This window comes from Vibrio coralliirubri, assembly GCF_024347375.1.
GTDB lineage: Bacteria > Pseudomonadota > Gammaproteobacteria > Enterobacterales > Vibrionaceae > Vibrio > Vibrio coralliirubri.
This window is the reverse complement of record NZ_AP025470.1, coordinates 1,610,166-1,628,462: the sequence shown is the minus strand read 5'-3', so window position 1 is coordinate 1,628,462 and position 18,297 is coordinate 1,610,166. Positions and strand designations below refer to the sequence as shown.

The 18,297-nt window shown below is 44.6% G+C and carries 13 protein-coding genes; all 13 read left to right on the top strand.

Annotated elements, in window-relative coordinates; genetic code table 11:
* Positions 1–3 precede the first annotated feature (3 nt).
* The 13 genes from OCV20_RS07410 (at position 4) to OCV20_RS07350 (ending at position 18,232) form a co-directional block, all read left to right on the top strand.
* A complete protein-coding gene (locus OCV20_RS07410) occupies positions 4–954 on the top strand; it encodes an FHA domain-containing protein (RefSeq protein WP_086774604.1) in 951 nt (316 codons plus the stop codon).
* The gene (tssJ, locus tag OCV20_RS07405) at positions 951–1,439 is read left to right on the top strand and encodes a type VI secretion system lipoprotein TssJ (protein WP_050648245.1); all 489 of its coding nucleotides are present in this window, start codon (positions 951–953) and stop codon (positions 1,437–1,439) included. The genes OCV20_RS07410 and tssJ overlap by 4 nt, the downstream gene beginning before the upstream one ends.
* 41 nt (positions 1,440–1,480) lie before the next feature.
* Complete coding sequence (tssK, locus tag OCV20_RS07400) at positions 1,481–2,812, top strand: type VI secretion system baseplate subunit TssK (RefSeq protein ID WP_086774603.1); 1,332 nt, start codon at positions 1,481–1,483, stop codon at positions 2,810–2,812.
* Positions 2,813–2,817: 5 nt separating this feature from the next.
* Positions 2,818–4,014 carry a type IVB secretion system protein IcmH/DotU gene (icmH, locus tag OCV20_RS07395; RefSeq protein ID WP_162926793.1) on the top strand — a complete coding sequence of 399 codons (1,197 nt, stop codon included), beginning with the start codon at positions 2,818–2,820 and terminating at the stop codon, positions 4,012–4,014.
* Between the two features lie 2 nt (positions 4,015–4,016).
* Positions 4,017–7,409: a type VI secretion system membrane subunit TssM gene (tssM, locus tag OCV20_RS07390; protein ID WP_086774601.1), complete on the top strand. Its 3,393-nt coding sequence runs from the start codon at positions 4,017–4,019 to the stop codon at positions 7,407–7,409.
* A 94-nt stretch (positions 7,410–7,503) separates the two neighbouring features.
* The gene (locus OCV20_RS07385; protein ID WP_238382814.1) at positions 7,504–8,145 is read left to right on the top strand and encodes a protein kinase domain-containing protein; all 642 of its coding nucleotides are present in this window, start codon (positions 7,504–7,506) and stop codon (positions 8,143–8,145) included.
* Positions 8,146–8,481: 336 nt separating this feature from the next.
* The gene (locus tag OCV20_RS07380) at positions 8,482–9,525 is read left to right on the top strand and encodes a response regulator (RefSeq protein WP_050654068.1); all 1,044 of its coding nucleotides are present in this window, start codon (positions 8,482–8,484) and stop codon (positions 9,523–9,525) included.
* 32 nt (positions 9,526–9,557) lie between these two features.
* The gene (locus OCV20_RS07375; RefSeq protein ID WP_086774599.1) at positions 9,558–13,253 is read left to right on the top strand and encodes a response regulator; all 3,696 of its coding nucleotides are present in this window, start codon (positions 9,558–9,560) and stop codon (positions 13,251–13,253) included.
* 285 nt (positions 13,254–13,538) lie between these two features.
* Positions 13,539–14,510, top strand: coding sequence for a tripartite tricarboxylate transporter substrate binding protein (locus OCV20_RS07370; RefSeq protein WP_048615086.1), 972 nt, complete (start codon positions 13,539–13,541; stop codon positions 14,508–14,510).
* Positions 14,511–14,752: 242 nt separating this feature from the next.
* Positions 14,753–15,253 carry a tripartite tricarboxylate transporter TctB family protein gene (locus OCV20_RS07365; RefSeq protein WP_041472791.1) on the top strand — a complete coding sequence of 167 codons (501 nt, stop codon included), beginning with the start codon at positions 14,753–14,755 and terminating at the stop codon, positions 15,251–15,253.
* 10 nt (positions 15,254–15,263) lie between these two features.
* Positions 15,264–16,784, top strand: a complete 1,521-nt coding sequence (locus OCV20_RS07360) for a tripartite tricarboxylate transporter permease (RefSeq protein WP_012603793.1) — start codon at positions 15,264–15,266, stop codon at positions 16,782–16,784.
* A 192-nt stretch (positions 16,785–16,976) separates the two neighbouring features.
* Complete coding sequence (locus OCV20_RS07355) at positions 16,977–17,735, top strand: sulfite exporter TauE/SafE family protein (protein WP_086774598.1); 759 nt, start codon at positions 16,977–16,979, stop codon at positions 17,733–17,735.
* A 305-nt stretch (positions 17,736–18,040) separates the two neighbouring features.
* A complete protein-coding gene (locus tag OCV20_RS07350; protein WP_086774597.1) occupies positions 18,041–18,232 on the top strand; it encodes a hypothetical protein in 192 nt (63 codons plus the stop codon).
* Positions 18,233–18,297: the final 65 nt, after the last annotated feature.

The following is an 18,297-nucleotide window of genomic DNA, read 5'->3' as shown; positions in this document are numbered from 1 at the left end:
CCATTGTCCATCAGTGTCCACATGATTTCTGTACCTGCTGAAGAGGTTGTTTCCTCTAGAGTGACGTATCTGCCCGAAAGTGGCGGAAGCTTAGGTCGTTCTCCGTCATGTGATATTGCGCTACCCGATCAGTCAAAGTGGATCTCTAGAACTCACTGTCAGCTCTACCCGACAGATCGTGGTTACGTGATTAAAGACATCAGTAACAACGGCGTATCGCTAAACGACAAGTCTTTGGCAAAAGAGAAAGAGTACGTCATTACCGACGGCGACATCATCAAACTTGGTGGCTACACACTGCTGGTTAGCTTATTGAGTGATCCAAAAGTCAACGCGGCCAATAACACCACACAGGATGACACTTTTATAGAACCTTTTAACTTAAAGCTTGATGACAGCGATACTGACTTTTTAGATGACTCACCAGAAGTTGCTACCGTTCAGAAGACCTCGAACTTCTCTTCTAAGAATGTTCTGAGTGACGACCCCTTCTCATCTGACCCATTTGAAGATTTGGACGATGACAAAGTCATACCGAATATTGAAGTAGACGAAATCTCTCACGCCGATAACAACATGCTCTCTTCTGCAGAGTTAGAATATCTGCCCGTCAATGTTGAGAACAATACGCGTATAGAAGAGTCGATCGACAAGCTCATCACGCTGACCGAAAAGAACCAACAATACTTAAAGAATCCTCAGCTTCAACAAAAAGCGCTGTTCGACGCCCTAGAACAAACCGTTGATCAGTTCTTAAATGAGTTCGCACCAAAGCAGCTTGAGAGCCAATTTAGTGAATATGTCAGTAGCGGCATTTTTACCAACAAAGATAAAAAGTATTGGAAAATTTACCGAAAGCATTTTCAACATCGTCAAGACAACGGGGATTTCAGACGTCAATTCAAAGCGTTGTTTATGGAGAACATGCAGAAGCAAAGTGAGGAAAGAGAATGAAACGCCTCATACTCTTATCGCTTTGTTTACTGATCACAGCATGTTCTTCATCGGACCCAGCTCCTGTTGTCACTCAATATTCGTTGACCGTTAAAGCTGATGCGACCGTCAACCAATACAACGACGACCAAGCGAACCCAGTTGTGGTTAGGCTTTACCAATTGACGGATCAACAACTGTTTAAGCAATTACCGTTTATTGATTTATACAACAATGACCTACAGTTATTGGCGGCAAACTTAGTTTCAAAACAGGTGTTACCGATAGTACTGCCTAACTCAGAGCAAAAGCTGACGTTAGACATCAACAAAAACACGCAATACATTGCAGCTCTGGTCGAATTCGCGGATTACCAGAATGGCACAACCAAGTCCGTTTTGATTATGCCTTCCGATCCAGAGCAAACCTTAGAGTTAACGATTACAGGGAAGAAAGCAGAGTTAGCCGTGATACAGCCTGACTCGAGCTGGTGGCAAATCTTTTAATAAAAAAGCCAATATATAAAAATAATAGAAAAGGATTTTACGTGGACGCTTTCAAAAAAGTAGTGTGGCAAGAAGGGATGTTTATTGCCCCTCAGCACTTTCAGCAGCAAGACCGCTATGTGCAAAACTACATTCGTCAGAACATTGAAACACTGGCTGGTTTTGCCCCTTTCTTTGGCATCACCGAGCTAGTGCTTAACCACGATCTCTTAAAGATCGGTAAGCTGTCTATACCGAGCTGTTCAGGTGTGTTCCCCGATGGAACCCAATTCAACCTCAAGCAAGAGATTGTTGTCGATATTCCGCAAGGCACCATTGAAACTATCGTCTACCTTGCTCTGCCAATCTCTTTGCAAGGCAATAATGACTACAGCGAAGATGGCCAAGAACAGAGTCGTTACATCACCCGTTCAATCAATGTATTCGATACTTCTACCTCCGAAAACGCCAGTGTCGAAGTCGACGTAGCTCAGCTCAATATCGGACTCAAATTCGCGGGAGAAGACACCTCTGGCTTTACCCTAATTCCAGTAGCTAAGATTTTAGAAATCAGCGACTCAGACGAAGTGATGCTTGATAGAGCCTTCATCCCTGCTTGCTTGCATTACGGCGCTTCAACCCTACTCAGTGAACGAGTCAAAGAGATCCACGCACTGGTAAGCAACCGAGCTCAAAACCTTTTAAAACGCATTGAAGCTGGCCAAGGTCAAAAAAGCCCTCAGTCTATGATGCAAGATTTTCTATGGCTGCAAACTCTCAACACCTGGCTACCGTGGTTTGAGTTGACCATCAGCAATACCAAGTACCCAACCCATGAACTGTATTCAAAACTAAAACAGTTTGAAGCTCAAGTCATGGCGTTAACACCAGCGATTCCAAGTGAATGTCAGCCTCTAAAATATGACAAGCTCTATGACAACTTTAACCCGTTGTTTTCGAGCCTACGAAACCTACTCACACTGGTTCAGCAAGATTCAGTCATCGAATTCAAATGGGATATTTCTCTGTTTGAGAAACGCCGTCTACTTCGCACCTTAATCAAAGACCCAAGCAGCGTTTATAACCGTCGCTTCGTTCTGAGTGTTAAATCCGACATCAGCAGTACAGAGCTTAATGAGCTGTTCCCTATTTCGGCTAAGTTAAGCAGTAACAATAAGATCGTAGATCTAGTAAGAAGCTCGCTTTCTGGTATCTCATTAACACCGCTTCCGATTGCACCAAGCGAGCTTAAGCCGATGCAAGGCGTCGCTTATTTCGAAGTGGATACTAAGGATCGCAATTGGTTAGACATGCTAGACACACGTGACGCGATTGCCCTACACGTTGATGCGCGCATTCCTGCTCTCGAAGTCGTTCTATACGCGTTGAGATAATGGCTATGGATTATTTAGACGAAGAAACACTGGTCATCGATAAAGCATCAAAAGGCTCTGCTAACACAGAGTCTGATCAGGCATTCTCTAAATTGGTTGCTGTACACTCCACCAGCACTCAAGAAGAGTTTCTGCGTCATTTTGATAAGGCAGAGAATCAACTGATCAACATCAGCAGTGATTTACTGACTAAAACACTCAAGATATCCACACTGTCTGAACCCGAAGATCTCACGGTCTTTCGTGAACAATTTATTCAAGGCATCAACGACATAAAAGCTCAAGCAACCGAGCTCACTTACCCTATCGCGGTGATCGATAAACTGTGCTTTTTATACGCTGTAGTCATTGATGAATTCATCATCTACACCGAATGGGGAGAAAAACGCGGTTGGGAAAATAAGACCCTGCTGAGCGAATTGTTTGGCATGCGTAACGGTGGCGAACTGTTCTTCTCCGTTGCAGAAAAAGCCGCAAGACAGCCCCACAAGCTAATAGACCTTTTAGAGATCATCTACCTATTTATCAATATTGGATTCAAAGGCCAATATCGTGAAGGCGGCGCTGAACAGTTAAAAGCGTTTGTTCATCAGTTAGAACAAACCATCAGCCAATATCGCTCGGCTAGCGGTGTGCATTGTCGTACTAAAGTAAAACTCCCAGAAGTAAGGAAACCAACTAGGCGTAAACGTTACTTCATCACCAGCCTGTTTTTCTTCTGCTTAATCGCCACCAGCATTGGCTTAACTGAATTTTGGTACACCAAGACCCACGAGCAAAGAGCGCGTGATTTCACATTCTTGCCAAGCTTTAGCGAACGTTACGTCTTATCGGGCGAAATCAAAGACATCGTATTCATCAGCGATGATAAAGACTTAGTAAATCCACCTCGTCACGCCAGCAAAGCGGACGCAATAGAAGCATCACAAACCAACGACTTTACGCCAAGTACAGCAAATTGGTTGGTTCAACTCGCTACCTTCTCAAGTAAGAAAAACGCCGAAGCTTTCATCAAGAACCTATCACCTTCAGCTTATGAGCCGATTATCTCTCCTTACAAGAAGTACTACCGAGTGATACTAAGAGCAAACACCTCAGAAGAAGCGAGAAGCACAAAGGCGTGGTATGTCGAAAACGACCAAATAAACGCCATTATCGTTCGCACTTCTGCACACGAGTTAAACAAGGAAGAGTCTAACTGATTATGCCGGATGCCAAATCAAACAAATCAGGCAATGTAAAAAAAACAGTAGGCATTTCTGCCCTAGCCTCTGTCGCCTTTTTTACCGTCGCTTCTAGCGTCATTCTGCTAACACCTCTCAACGCCTATTTGGTGTGGGCGCTGACCACTATCGCCATTATATCCACGCTTATCGGCTTCATTTGTTACTGGGTGCTGATCAAACGCAGCGCAAAATCACAAGAAGAGTCATTAGATAAAGAATTGATTCAAAAGCGACAAAAGCAACTAGCCAGTCATTTCAAGCGAATGATCAGTGGGCAAAAACGTAAAACTCGCTTAACCAGCCGTTACGACCAGCCAATCTATCTATTACTAAGTCAGAACCCGAATAAAGACAAAAGCATCATCACCCAAATGGGCTATGAAGCGTACAAGCTCGATGACTTCGGCAATGATATTGAATTCCCAATCCTGTTTTGGGTCAGTGAGCACTCGATTTTGGTTTCTATCAGTATGGGAGAAGACCAACACCCTGAGTACCTGAAAACACTGTGTCAGTCGTTAACTGCGTGGCGACCAAGACAAGCCGCCAATGGCTTATTGCTTACCTCCGATGTTTCCTCGTTATTAGAAAACAATGAGCAAATTACACAGCAAGCTGATGAGCTTAAATCGACCATTAAGACTTTTAATCAAGCATTTGGGGTCAGCTTACCGATTTATAATGTTGTCTCGAATATGGGTAGCATCAGCGACTTTTGTCAGTTCTTCTCAGCGTTTGATGAATCCAAAAGAGACGAAGTGTTTGGTGCCACCGCGCCTTACTCTAAACACGGTGGGATCGATGCAGACTGGTTTAACGATGAGTATGATCACTTAATCAGCGAGCTGATTGCTAATATGAGCAATGCGCTTGCCGGACAACTCAATCAAGATTATCGCAACTCCATAGCCAGTGCCCCTTTCCAGTTTGGATTATTAAAGCAGAATCTTTGGTTGTTCCTCAATCGTTTATACCGAGGAGAACAGCTTAGTGATGCTCTGCAATTCCGCGGTTTTTACTTCACACATGATGGGCAAAGTTCAGCGCAGTCAGACTTATTAGCGAGTGCTGTCTCTTACTCGGTCGGTCACGAGCATTATCAACAAAACGAGCAAATCCCGGTGAACCAAACCTTATTTGCTCAATACCTTATGACCCACGTGATCCTATCGGAACATGAGCTGGTTGGCGTAAACAAACGCAAAGAGAATACTCTGCTCGTTAACCAAGTCGTTTTCACCCTATCTTGGATTGCCTTGCTCGCCGCCGTGTTGCTGGTGATTAAGTTTGATTTTGATTTCCAGAATCAACGAGAAACCAGAGCAGATATCATGCTTGAGCGCTATAAAGAGGCGATATCAGCATCGCCTTATGACATCGAGAATATGGCTGACAATATCCCCAACCTATTCTCACTGCAGCGCATCTATAACCTCTACAAGCAGCCAGAACCTTGGTACAGCCTGCCGTTTATGCCAAATCCGAGCATCAAAGAGGAAGTCGAAGAGGCCTATTTCACTGAGCTACAACAAGTCCTTATTCCTTCAATGGAGAATACGCTAGAGAAAGACCTCTTTGTGTATGTAAACCTTGAGGATCAATCTCAGACGCTATCTCTGTTAAACAACTATCGTCTGTTGTTTAGCAAAGACAGAACCAATGTCCAAGAGCTCAAGAACTACTACATTCATACGCTCCAAGATCAAGGCGAAGCCGATAGCGTCAACATTGCTCAGCTTGATGTGCTACTCAATGACATCTTTGCTCGTAACCTGACGCCAGTAAAATCGAATCATGATTTAGAAAACCTCGCGAAGAAAGTCATCACGCAAACGGGCATTGAAACCCTGCTGTACGAACACATTCAGAGTTCTACGGCCTATGCTAAGCGCGTCGATATTCGCGGTGAGCTCGGCGACAATTTCGGCTCAGTGCTTCAGTTTTCACCGAGTTACGCTGGCTACTTGGTTCCGTATATCTTTACCCCGACGGGGTTTAACCAACTCGATTTATCGGTGAATTCCCCAACACTTAAATCCGCTTTACAGTCTTACGAAGGCGTTGCAGGAGCTTACCCTAGCGCACTAGAGCTGCATCGAATCAGTCGAGAGTTAAAGCAAACTTACCAGAATGATTACATTAACTATTGGCGTGATTTGGTTCGTAATGTCGAAGTCAAAGAAGTGGCTAATCCTACACAACTGAAAAGTGCATTAACGAGCCTGTCGGAAGCAAGCAATAACCCATTAGTCAGCTTGTACTCGACGATCGCTAAATACACCTATGTTGAGCTTGAAATCCCTGTAGAGGATGACAAGAAACAAGATCCGGCGAGTATGCCGATTCAAGACCCTGATAAAAAAGAATCCGCTCGTCAGATATCACTCAGCTTCCAAGCTTACAAAAAACAGGTATCGCCTAACGACCAAGGTAAGAAGCCAATCGACAACCTGCTTACTGCGTTTATCAACGCTAAAAAGTGGGGAGACAAATTTTACGAAACCAAAGAGCCGCAAAAGGTTGCCTTTGATACGCTGTCCGTCACTTTGCAAGCCGGTAACCCTATTGCGTCCCTATCGAGCCTATCCAACAGCCATTTAGCGGTCGCTGAAGAGCTGGTTAACAAGGTGGTACACCAAAGTAATGAAACGGTGATGTCACTGGCTCACGACTACTTAAACACAGCGTGGTCGAACGAAATTTATCAGCCTTATCAACAGCGCTTGGCCTCTTTTTATCCGTTCAATCGAAAGTCTAAAACGGATGTCAGCGTGGCGGATGTCAAAGCCTTCTTCGTTACGAATGGCATCGTCGATAAGTTCTCTCAAACTCGCCTTAATGGATTCGTTAAAGATAGCGACGAAGCGCCTTATTTACCGGGACTACTGCCGGGTACAGGCTTATCGATTACGCCAGAGGTTTGGACAATGATGGACAAAGCTGGCGATATAAAAAGTGCCCTATTCTTAGCTGACCCATCGAACATCCTGATCAATTTCCAATTAAAGGCAGTCGATATGACGCCAAACATCACGGAGTTTTCGATCATTTCTGATAAGCCAATCTTTACCTATCGTCATGGGCCGACGTTATGGAGCCAGCAATCGTGGCAAGGTGATGCGAAGTTTATCGAAAAGCTAGGTATTCAGCTTAGTGCACAGGACTCTACAATTGGCCAGAACACCGTAAAAGGCACATGGAGTTGGTTCCGCTTATTCGAACCAAACGTGAACTTTACATCTGCACAAGACACTCAGGTGGAGTTTGTTTACGGTGACAGCAAGGTGAAATTAACAATCAAGACTCAAGGTCAATCGAACCCGTTTGTTCCTGGCTTCTTCTCTGGATTCTCTCTGCCAAGTGGGATCTAATAACGCTTCCCCAACGAACTCGTCTTGCCTATCAAGGCGAGCTCAACCTTTTGAGGATAATGTCTCTTCAAACAGAGAAGACGTGAAAGGAGATGTGAAAGATGAAAAGCTTCTACAAGCGTTTAAAGCACATGGCTACACTAAGCTCACTCGCTTAAGTCTACGAGTTTTCAGAGCCCAACACCCTAGTTGGGGACTGGTGACCATTAAATATGCTCAAGAGCTAAAGCACCGCCACTTTTTAAAACAAGAGGCTGAGTTTCTGTATTCAAATACTAATTCCGACTCTAATAAAAAAGATACCTGGCCGAACTATTGTGATTACTTTTCTTGTCATCAGACTGACTGCCTAGTTCTTTCTCACTTGAGTGGTAACACACTGCAGGAAATTCAAAGCAACTCAAATATCAATGCCGGTATGCCCTCTCAATGGCTTAACACTTTAGAATCAGCCATCAACCGAATCCATACTCTTGATTATGTTCATGGAGATATTAAGCCATCCAATATCGTGCTCAGCCCACAAGCCCAACTCATCGACTTTGGCTCCGTCACTAAAATAGGGACTGAACGTACTGCGCTTCGCTTTGAAAGCTACACACCTCGATACGCGGTGCTTGATTCAGTGACAAGAAGGCTGGACGATTGGTTCGCGCTTGCAGTCATGCTGGAAGAACAGTTAGATGAAGCGAATCTACCCAGTCGCTATCAGGTTCTACTGAAGCAGCATAGATAAGCCCGACATTCGGCATCGCATGCTTTCCCCTATAACAAGCCCACGATAGATTTGGGAAGTAACTTGAACGACTAAGTAACTCTGAATGATTCAGTGTTAGCAAACGAGAACCTGATCTATTCAACCTTGATCGCACTACGACACAATCCATTTAGTTATTCTTTGTCAAATAACGGTTAACATATAAAATATCTATCAATAAAAGGGCGTACCATTATTTTCTTAGATTCCAGAATCAACAATTAACCCTCCTGAAATCATGCATTTCCGCCAAATTCCACTACGCTTTATTAATATAAAACATAGCAATCTGATTAAATTTTTTAGGGACGAAAAATGAATCAAATTACGACAGATAAACCGATCATTCTGGTTGTTGATGACATCCCGGACAACATTCATACCCTCTCAGGGATCCTGAACGACGACTTTAAAATTAAGGCTGCAACATCCGGAGAAAAAGCGCTAAAAATTGCTTCTACTCACCCAAAGCCTCATCTCATTCTTCTCGATATCATGATGCCTGTGATGGATGGTTATGAAGTATGCCGTCGACTTAAAAGTAACCCTGTCACTTCTGACATCCCAGTTATCTTTGTGACAGCTAAAACGGATGTGGTCGACGAACAGAAAGGCTTTGAACTCGGCGCTGTTGATTACATCACTAAACCAGTCAGCCCTCCTATCGTGAAAGCTCGCGTTGTCACACATATCTCCTTGTATGACCAAAACTTGGCACTGTCTCGCAAGGTAAGACAGAGAACGGAAGCTCTCGCCATGAGTCGATTGGAGATAATCCGCAAGCTCGGCCGCGCCGCTGAATACAAGGATAATGAAACCGGAATGCACGTTGTAAGAATGAGTTACTACTCAAAGATTCTGGCTCAGCAGTTAGACGTCAGTGAAGAGTGGGTGGAGTTGTTATTCCAAGCAGCTCCGATGCACGATATTGGCAAAATCGGTATTCCTGACTGCATATTAGGTAAACCTGGCAAGCTTGATGCGGATGAATGGGCAATCATGCAAACACACGTAACGATTGGCGGGGATATTATCGGAGACAACGACTCTAAATTGCTAAAACTCGCTCAAGAGATCGCTCTTTATCACCATGAGAAATGGGATGGCAGCGGCTACCCTCATAAGCTATCAGGCGAAGACATCCCTCTAAGTGCACGTATTGTTGCAATAGCAGATGTATTCGATGCCCTCACCAGCGAACGCCCATACAAGAAAGCTTGGCCGATTGAAAAAGCGATTGAGTTAATACAAGAGCAAGCTGGCCATCACTTTGATCCTAACTTGGTTCCTATTTTCATTAGTAAGCTCGATGAAATGCTCACTATCAAAGACTCTTTTACTGATGAACAAGAACACTAAGTTCGCTGGTACTTTATCAATACAGGCACTTTATGAATACTGTTTCAAGATTTGCTACTGATTCGAAATTAATCTTAACCTCCTTTCTGGTCGCAGCCATCGTGGTGTTTTCTGTCGCGGTAGGCGCTTGGATCAATCTCAACGATCGCTTCATCGGCGTTGAACAATACGCTTCCAGTACTCGCTTATTGACCTCACTCGATAAGCTTCGCGTTTATGAGTTGTCTTTTAGTAACGACTACAGCGAACAAGTCATCTCTAGCTTTGATCAAGAAGCAGAACAAACCGAGGTTCTAGCAAATGATTACGCCGACCAGTATGCAACGTCCCTTCCTATCAATTTACTCACGGAATATTTGGTTCAATTCAAGCAATATGTCGACATTGTTGAGTTGAACCAATCAACTCGAACGCTTATGGACGAGCGGTCCAATGCCGCAACAGACTTATTACGAGAGATGAGGGATCTACACAATCAAGCGATCAATCAAAACAATCAGAAAATTCGCGGTCTACGACTAAACAGCGAAGAACTGACCAACGTCGCACTAAAAACCAGTCAACTTGCCACTCTCGCCGTTAACATACAAAATCTTGAAAAAGAGTATTTACTCGACGGCGACCTAAAGACTCACTCGTTAGTCAAACTTGAGATGCAAAAGGCTTCACGGCTCATCTCAGAGTTGCAAGAGCAGATTTTGGATGACAAAGGACAACAACTTTTAGAGGTTGTAGATAAGGCAAAAAATCGCTATTACACCAACTTAGTTCAGCTGCAAGGCATACCAGCGTCTTCGAAAAAGTTAAGAGCATCCCTTATCAATCAAGTCACCCTAAGTGGCTCTGAATTCTCACGCTCAGTTAGCTTACTCTATCAAACCAAACAGAGCCAAGTCGCGGAACTGAGTCATCTCGTTTCTCAATCTCAAGCAGAACTCTCTTCCCAATTGCTCATAGGGCAAGACCTATTGGCGATTCGCACGCTACTAAGTCGTTCAAATCGATTCAACCGAGATTTTCTGCTCGCAAATTCAAAGGAGCAGGAGCTTATCGCCGACAAAGTGTCACATGTGATTAATGAGATGCAATCTAAATCTAGCAACGCGCAACGACTTATTACCCTGTATGCACCAAACGTAAAAATTACTGCCTTTGACGAGCATATCAGTGTCTATGAGTCGCAATTTATGGAGTTAGTCAGTTCACAGATGCGAGGCCACCAACTACTCAACGCGATGGATGAGAGCTTCTTAGAATTTCGAGGTTTCGTCTCTCAACGTCACCTTTCAGAAAGCGTCAATGTCAAAGACTCTTCTAGCGTGACGTTCCATTTAGCCATCGGTGGTGTGATTTTCTTCGTCATTATCTTGTTAATGGGCTTGCTCGCGAGTAAAGCACACTCAGCCTTAGAAGCATTCGCGCAAAGTCTAGCTGCAGCAAGAGATGAAGCCGATGCCGCAAACCAAGCAAAATCGGATTTCTTAGCCAACATGAGCCACGAAATTCGTACACCAATGAATGCCATCATCGGCATGAGTTATCTAGCATTAAAAACTGATTTAACCAAGGCGCAGCGTAACTACATCCATAAAGTGAAGCTCTCTTCCGATACCCTACTCGGTCTAATCAATGACATTCTCGATTTCTCGAAAATTGAAGCAGGAAAACTCGACATTGAGAAAGTGGACTTCCAACTTGAGAATGTACTCGACAATATTACTAACTTGGTTGGCTTACGAGCCTCAGAACGCGACCTAGAGCTGCTCATTCAAGTCGACAGAGACGTGCCGACTAACCTGATTGGGGATCCGTTAAGAATTGGGCAAATATTGATTAATCTAAGTAACAATGCTGTCAAGTTCACAGAGAAAGGCGAAGTGAAGATCGCTATCTCGGTTGCAGAAAGACAAGGCGATGACATCAAGTTGAACTTTGCCGTCTCAGACAGTGGGATTGGCATGACGCAAGAGCAAGCCGCCAAGTTATTCAACAAGTTCACTCAGGCTGATAGCTCAACCACACGAAAATACGGTGGTACGGGCTTGGGCCTCGCCATCAGTAAAGAACTGAGCCAACTGATGGGCGGCGATATTCATGTCTCAACGGAGCTTGGCAAAGGCTCGACCTTTTCATTTACGATTGCCACTCGCGTCAGTCATTCTATCCAGCAGCATCGTGTGGTGGTGCCTGCATCAATTAACGACTTGAAAGTGTTGGTTGTCGATGACAACTCCAGCGCACGCTTGATCATGGGTGACATTCTAGAGTCGTTGAAGCTAACACCAACACTAAGCTCATCGGTTGATGACGCTCTTGTTGAGTTACATACCGCCGACGCTCAGAACAAGCCATTTGATTTGGTTATCTCCGACTGGAAGATGCCTAAGCGAGATGGGGTAGACTTACTCGCAGAGCTCAACAGTGGGCAGCAACTAAACACAACGCCTAAGATCATGATGCTGACCGCTTACGACCGAGAAGAGCTTGCTGAAGCGATTGAACAAAGAGGCTTTGAAGTACCGAGTATTCTAGATAAACCAATCACCTCCTCTCACCTTTATGACTCTATTGTCTCACTCTATGGGCTCGACTCAGACCGTGTCTCACGCAGTGAACTTGAGCAACAAACTCAGTTAGCTAACGTCCAGCAACTAGCCGGAGCTAAGTTACTCTTAGTTGAAGACAATGAGATCAACCAAGAACTCGCGACTGAGCTATTAGAAGGACAGCAAATTCAGGTTTCGGTCGCTGAAAATGGCAAGCTCGCGATCGAGCTCTACCAACAAGCCATTGCAGACGGACAGCCGTTCGATGGTATTTTGATGGATTGCCAAATGCCAGTAATGGACGGCTATGAAGCAACAGAGTACATCCGTCAGCAGATCAACGATCAAGACATACCTATCATCGCGATGACAGCTAATGTCATGGAGCGAGACAAAGAAAAGGCGCTCGGTTGTGGCATGAGTGACATTATTGCTAAACCTATCGATGTCGGTTCAATGTTTGCCACTCTTGCGAATTGGGTATCACCTTCCCGTCCTGCTGCGTTTGTTGATCCAATATCACATCAAGCAGAATCAGTGAGCTCTATCTCTGACGAGTCAGAAAACAGCAGTGCCTTTAATACAGCACTCTCCAAAGTTGAAGGTCTAGACATTACGCTTGGTTTAATCAGAGCCAACAATAATCACCAATTGTATAGCAAGCTATTACATCGATTTGTCGAGGCCTATTCTGACAAAGATAAGCTTGAAAGCGAACTAGCAAGCGGCAGCGCACCACGTTATCTCCACACACTGAAAGGGGTGGCTGGCAATTTGGGGGCGAAACAACTGCACACGTTGTGTGAAAACCTAGAAGCACAACCAGACGACAACGATTTGAAAGACAATGTGATCGACACATCGCTTAAACTAAGCAAATCACTTACGAGAGCCTTGTCTCAAATTGAAGTATCGAAAGATTCAGTAGCGACCAATTCTACCAAGTCGGAAGAGAGCTCTGAACAGCAGCAACCATCGACTACTGATCAGCAACTCTACCGCCAATTATTGGAGGCGACGGCCAATGATGACACCGATGCGCTCACCATAATTCTTAACATTGAAGATGGCGCTAGGATTGGGTTATCCCCTTCAGAATTCAAACGACTCGAAGTTTCGTTGGAAGAGTTTGATTTTGACAAGGCAACTGAGATCTTAAAAGGATCGACCTTGTCTTATTAACCATCTGACAAATAAGGGAATTTGTTACAAACATTCGAGATTTTATAGAGAGCCTGACATGGCTCTCTTTTTTCACCTTCGCACAACACGCCACCGTGAACTTTATGAACAATATTAATCCAATGTTCTTTATTCTCAATATCGCCGCATTACAGACATTTCATTAACACACCGTTAACTTTAGCTTCATCTGCTAAGCAATATCCTACTCATCTGTTTAGTAGCTGGAAATAAAACATAAGTTTCTCTCCATTGAAGAGATCCCCTACATAAGGAACGTGAACCATGTTCAAGGCACTGAAACCTACTCTTGCGGCTTCTATCATCGCAGCAACCTTTTCTTTCAACACTTTTGCTGCTGACGTAGAAAAAATCCACTTCCTAATCCCTGGCGGCGCTGGTGGCGGTTGGGATATGACAGCTCGTGGTACGGGTGATGTATTGGTGAAATCAGACATCGTAGAAAATGTCTCTTTCCAAAACCTGTCTGGTGGCGGTGGCGGTAAAGCGATTGCTCACCTAATCGAAACGGCACAACGCCAAGAAGACACGCTAATGGTGAACTCAACGCCTATCGTTGTTCGTTCACTAACAGGTATCTTCCCTCAATCTTTCCGTGACCTAACTCCGGTAGCAGCAACCATTGCCGATTACGGTGCAATCGTCGCGTCTGCGGATTCTAAATACGACACTTGGGAAGACGTCGTTAAAGAGTTCGAAACCAACCCACGTAAAGTTAAGATTGCTGGCGGTTCAGCTCGTGGCAGCATGGACCACCTTGTGGTAGCTGCAGCGTTCAAAGGCGAAGGTTTTGATGCGAAGAAAGTGCGTTACATTGCCTACGATGCTGGTGGTAAAGCGATGGCGGCACTGCTTTCTGGCGAAACACAGCTGCTTTCAACTGGCCTTGGTGAAGTACTAGAGATGTCTAAGTCTGGCCAAGTAAAAGTGCTTGCTGTAACGGCTCCAAAGCGTCTTGACGCTGCGCCTAACATCCCAACACTGACTGAGTACGGCAACGAGACAGTATTTGCTAATTGGCGTGGGTTCTTCGCGGCACCAGGTACAAGCCAAGCAAAAATCGACGAGTGGAACGAAGCTCTTGGCAAAATGTATAAAACCGATGAGTGGCAAGTGGTTCGTGACCGTAACGGTTGGATCGACAACTACAAAGCTGACAAAGATTTTTACGCCTTCCTAGAAGACCAAGAAAAACAGATGGGCGATCTAATGCGTGAGCTTGGTTTCTTGAAGTAACCAACAACCAGAGAGGGTCTTTGTGCCCTCTTACTCTTTCCTGTTTCGCCGTACATGGGTTAACTAAAACTCCTTTGTTTATTCGTAGTGTATTGCTAAAGCTTGCTGATTCGTTGTAGAGGCAAGTGGCTTAACCAAGTCATGTAATTCGCTCACCTTTGGTTAGTGATCCCAGACATTCTTCATTAACTCGCTCATGTACGGCTTTTTTACTTTTTATACCACCCCAAATGGAGTTGGATATGTCGGACTTACCAACCAAATTTCTGAGTAAGGAATCTTTGCTTTCGAAGGATCGCATCGGAGCCATGATCTTTATGCTGGCGTGCTTGTGCTACGGTTACCAAACCACGCTGATTCCTTTGTTTCCCGGTGACGAGTACGAACCCTTCACAGCAAGAACCTTACCTACCCTGTTGACGTTTATCGGCATTGGCCTTTCGTTAATCCTGCTAATAACAGGACAACCGGATAAGAAAGTCACATGTGACACAACACCGCTGAACTGGAAACTGCTGATTGGCTTCTTGGTGTTAATGGCCCTGTATGGCGTTGGGTTGACTTATCTTGGCTTTGTTTTAGCAACCAGCTTCTTCTTACTTGCAGGCTTTTACCTGTTGGGTGAGCGCCGCAAAGCGGTTTTATTTGGCGCGTCGTTTCCTTTCGTTATCGCGTTCTTTCTTTTATTAACTCAAGGCTTAGATATCTACCTAGAGCCTGGTTTAATCTTCACTCTTTGGTAGGGATAACATTATGTTAGACGGAATTTTACAAGGACTTTCTACCGCTGTGATGCCAATGAACATCATGATGGTAATTGTGGGCTGTTTCGTTGGCACCTTCATCGGTATGCTACCGGGGTTAGGTCCAATTTCAGCAATCGCGTTGATGATCCCTATTACATACGGCCTAGACCCTTCTTCTGGCCTAATCTTGATGGCTGGTGTGTATTACGGCGCTGTATTTGGTGGCTCAACGTCATCCATCTTAATCAATGCTCCGGGTTGTTCTTCAACGGTAGTTACTGCGTTTGACGGCTACCCGATGGCTCAAAAAGGTCAAGCAGGTAAAGCACTTGCTCTCGCAGCTTACTCTTCTTTCACCGGCGGTACGCTTTCAGCAATCATGCTTTTGATTGCCGCTCCGGCTCTAGCAAGCGTGTCACTGAGCTTCCAGTCTTCAGACTACTTTGCATTGATGCTATTAGGTTTGTCCGCTGTAGCGGCGTTTGCAGGCCCAGGTCAGGTAATTAAAGCGTGGATGATGACTATTCTTGGTTTGATGCTATCAACCGTAGGTATCGACAAAGGGGTTGGCGTTGAACGTTTCACTTTTGGCCTAACGGATCTGATGGATGGCTTCAGCTTCCTATTATTAGCGATGGCAACATTCGCACTGGGTGAAACCTTGATGGGTATTCTTAAGCCAGAGCAAGATACCAGCGCAGAAGAAAGCCAAAAGATGTCTGATATTGGTAGCATGAAAGTGACCAAAGAAGAGTTCAAAGAAGTGGCGCCAGTTTCGATCCGCTCTTCTATTCTCGGGTTCTTTACCGGTGTTCTACCGGGCGCAGGTGCCACTATTGCAGCATTCCTAAGTTACGGTATGGAGCGTAGCCTAGCGCCAAAAGACAAGCAGAAAGAGTTCGGTAAAGGCAGTATCCGTGGTCTTGTTGCTCCTGAATCAGCAAATAACGCAGCTTCAAGCGGCTCATTCGTTCCGCTACTAACGCTGGGTATTCCGGGCTCTGGTACAACCGCGATTATGCTTGGTGCATTGATTGCCTACGGTATTCAGCCAGGCCCTCGCTTGTTCGTTGAACACCCAGATGTATTTTGGTCAGTCATCATCTCTATGTACTTTGGCAACATCGTACTGGTTATCTTGAACCTGCCTTTAATCCCTTATATTTCTAAACTGCTAGCGGTACCTAGAACGGTTCTACTGCCAATGATTATCTTCTTCTCAATCACTGGCGTGTACTTGGTGTCATTCAACACGATGGACGTATTTGTGATGCTACTGGTAGCGATGGCAGCGATAGCATTAAGGCTAGCCAACTTCCCATTGGCACCATTACTGTTAGGCTTCATATTGGGCGGCTTGATGGAAGAGAACTTAAGACGTGCATTGATGATCAGCGATGGTGAGCTGAACTTCTTATGGGAACGCCCTATTACGATGACCTTCACTATTCTGGCGGTACTGGTGCTGTCTAGCCCGATTCTAGTGAAACTATTTAAGAGTTTTAGAGCGAAGCCAGTAGAAGTATAAAGCTTTACCGAATCCACTAAACCTCAACGAAAGGAGCCATTGGCTCCTTTTTTCATTTAGAGCCTCAATTCAAACCAGCGGTTAAAGATGGTAGCAAACTCACAAACCTATCTTTACAACACACATCGCGCTGATATTCATAACAAATTCAAGTAAGGTAACCAGTTAGTTAACGTATTGGATTCTAAAACTATGGATTGGTTGATTCTGTTCTTATCAGGGGTGATTGGCGGTGTGCTTAACTCCATTGCGGGTGGCGGTAGCTTCATCACCTTCCCTGCTCTATTGTTTGCTGGGGTTCCACCAATAGCAGCCAACGCGACCAATACCTTTGCTTCGTGTGCTGGGTACATTAGCGGAGCCTACGCTCTGCGCCACGAAATTCAATCTGGTACTAAGCAGCTAAAACTGACTATAGTTTTATGTGTCATCGGCGGTGGTATCGGGGCATTTTTACTGCTGCACACACCAGAAGCTCTGTTTACTCAATCCGTTCCTTGGCTGCTGCTGTTTGCAGCTTTGCTATTCACGTTTGGTGGCACGCTCAATAAATGGCTTAAACAAGCGACAGCAAAACATAAGCACGCCACCAGCGCTGGCGCATTCTTTTCCGCTTTATTGCTTTTAATTGTCTGTATCTACGGTGGGTATTTTAATGCAGGTTTGGGCATTGTGACATTGAGCTATTTGGCGCTGGCTGGTTACACCAACATCAACGTGATGAATGGCATCAAACTGCTCGTGTCCGCGTGTGCTTCCCTCGCAGCGATCGTGTTTTTTATCGTCAATGGTTCGATTGATTGGCCGTCTGGCATGGCTGTATTATTGGGTACATTGGTTGGTGGTTATTATTCAGCAAAAATCTCTCGCCGCATCCCTCAACACTATGTTCGTACCACAGTGATCATCGCGAGCTTTTTGATCACCGCTTACTTTTTCTATGCTAGCTAGGTTTTATACTAAGTAGGTTCTATACCAACTAGATTCTATGTTAAGTGAGTTCTGTGCCAACTCGGTTTTAAGCTAACCAGACATTCGGTCAATAAGACTTGCAACTGGAAAGATAAAGCAAAGAAACTACACCCTTATCATATCGATTTCGCTATTTTATTGCTTATAAAATAGCCAAGCCAAAATGTGTGAGACGAGTCCTTCAATTAGCAAATTTGATAACAATTTAGACTGTTTTTTAGCCTTTATTTTGCCAAAGGTGGGATAATTCTCCTGTCGAAAGTGAGACTTCATTAGGAGGCGTTATGAACACTAAACTCGGTCATGTCATGTCATCAAGTCGACTCATTTGCTTTGTCGCTTTTCTTGCTGCCACATTCGCGTGGATTCTAAAAATGCCCGCTCTGTTTTCTGTGTCAGCGCTATTCTTACTGGTCAGTGCGATCGTTTATGTCACCGATATTTGGAAGAATCAAAGAAAGAACCGCGAAGCTTAGCCATTTACGGTTTAAATCGAACGAACTAAAAAAGGAGCTCATAGGCTCCTTTTGTGTTTTTCGCT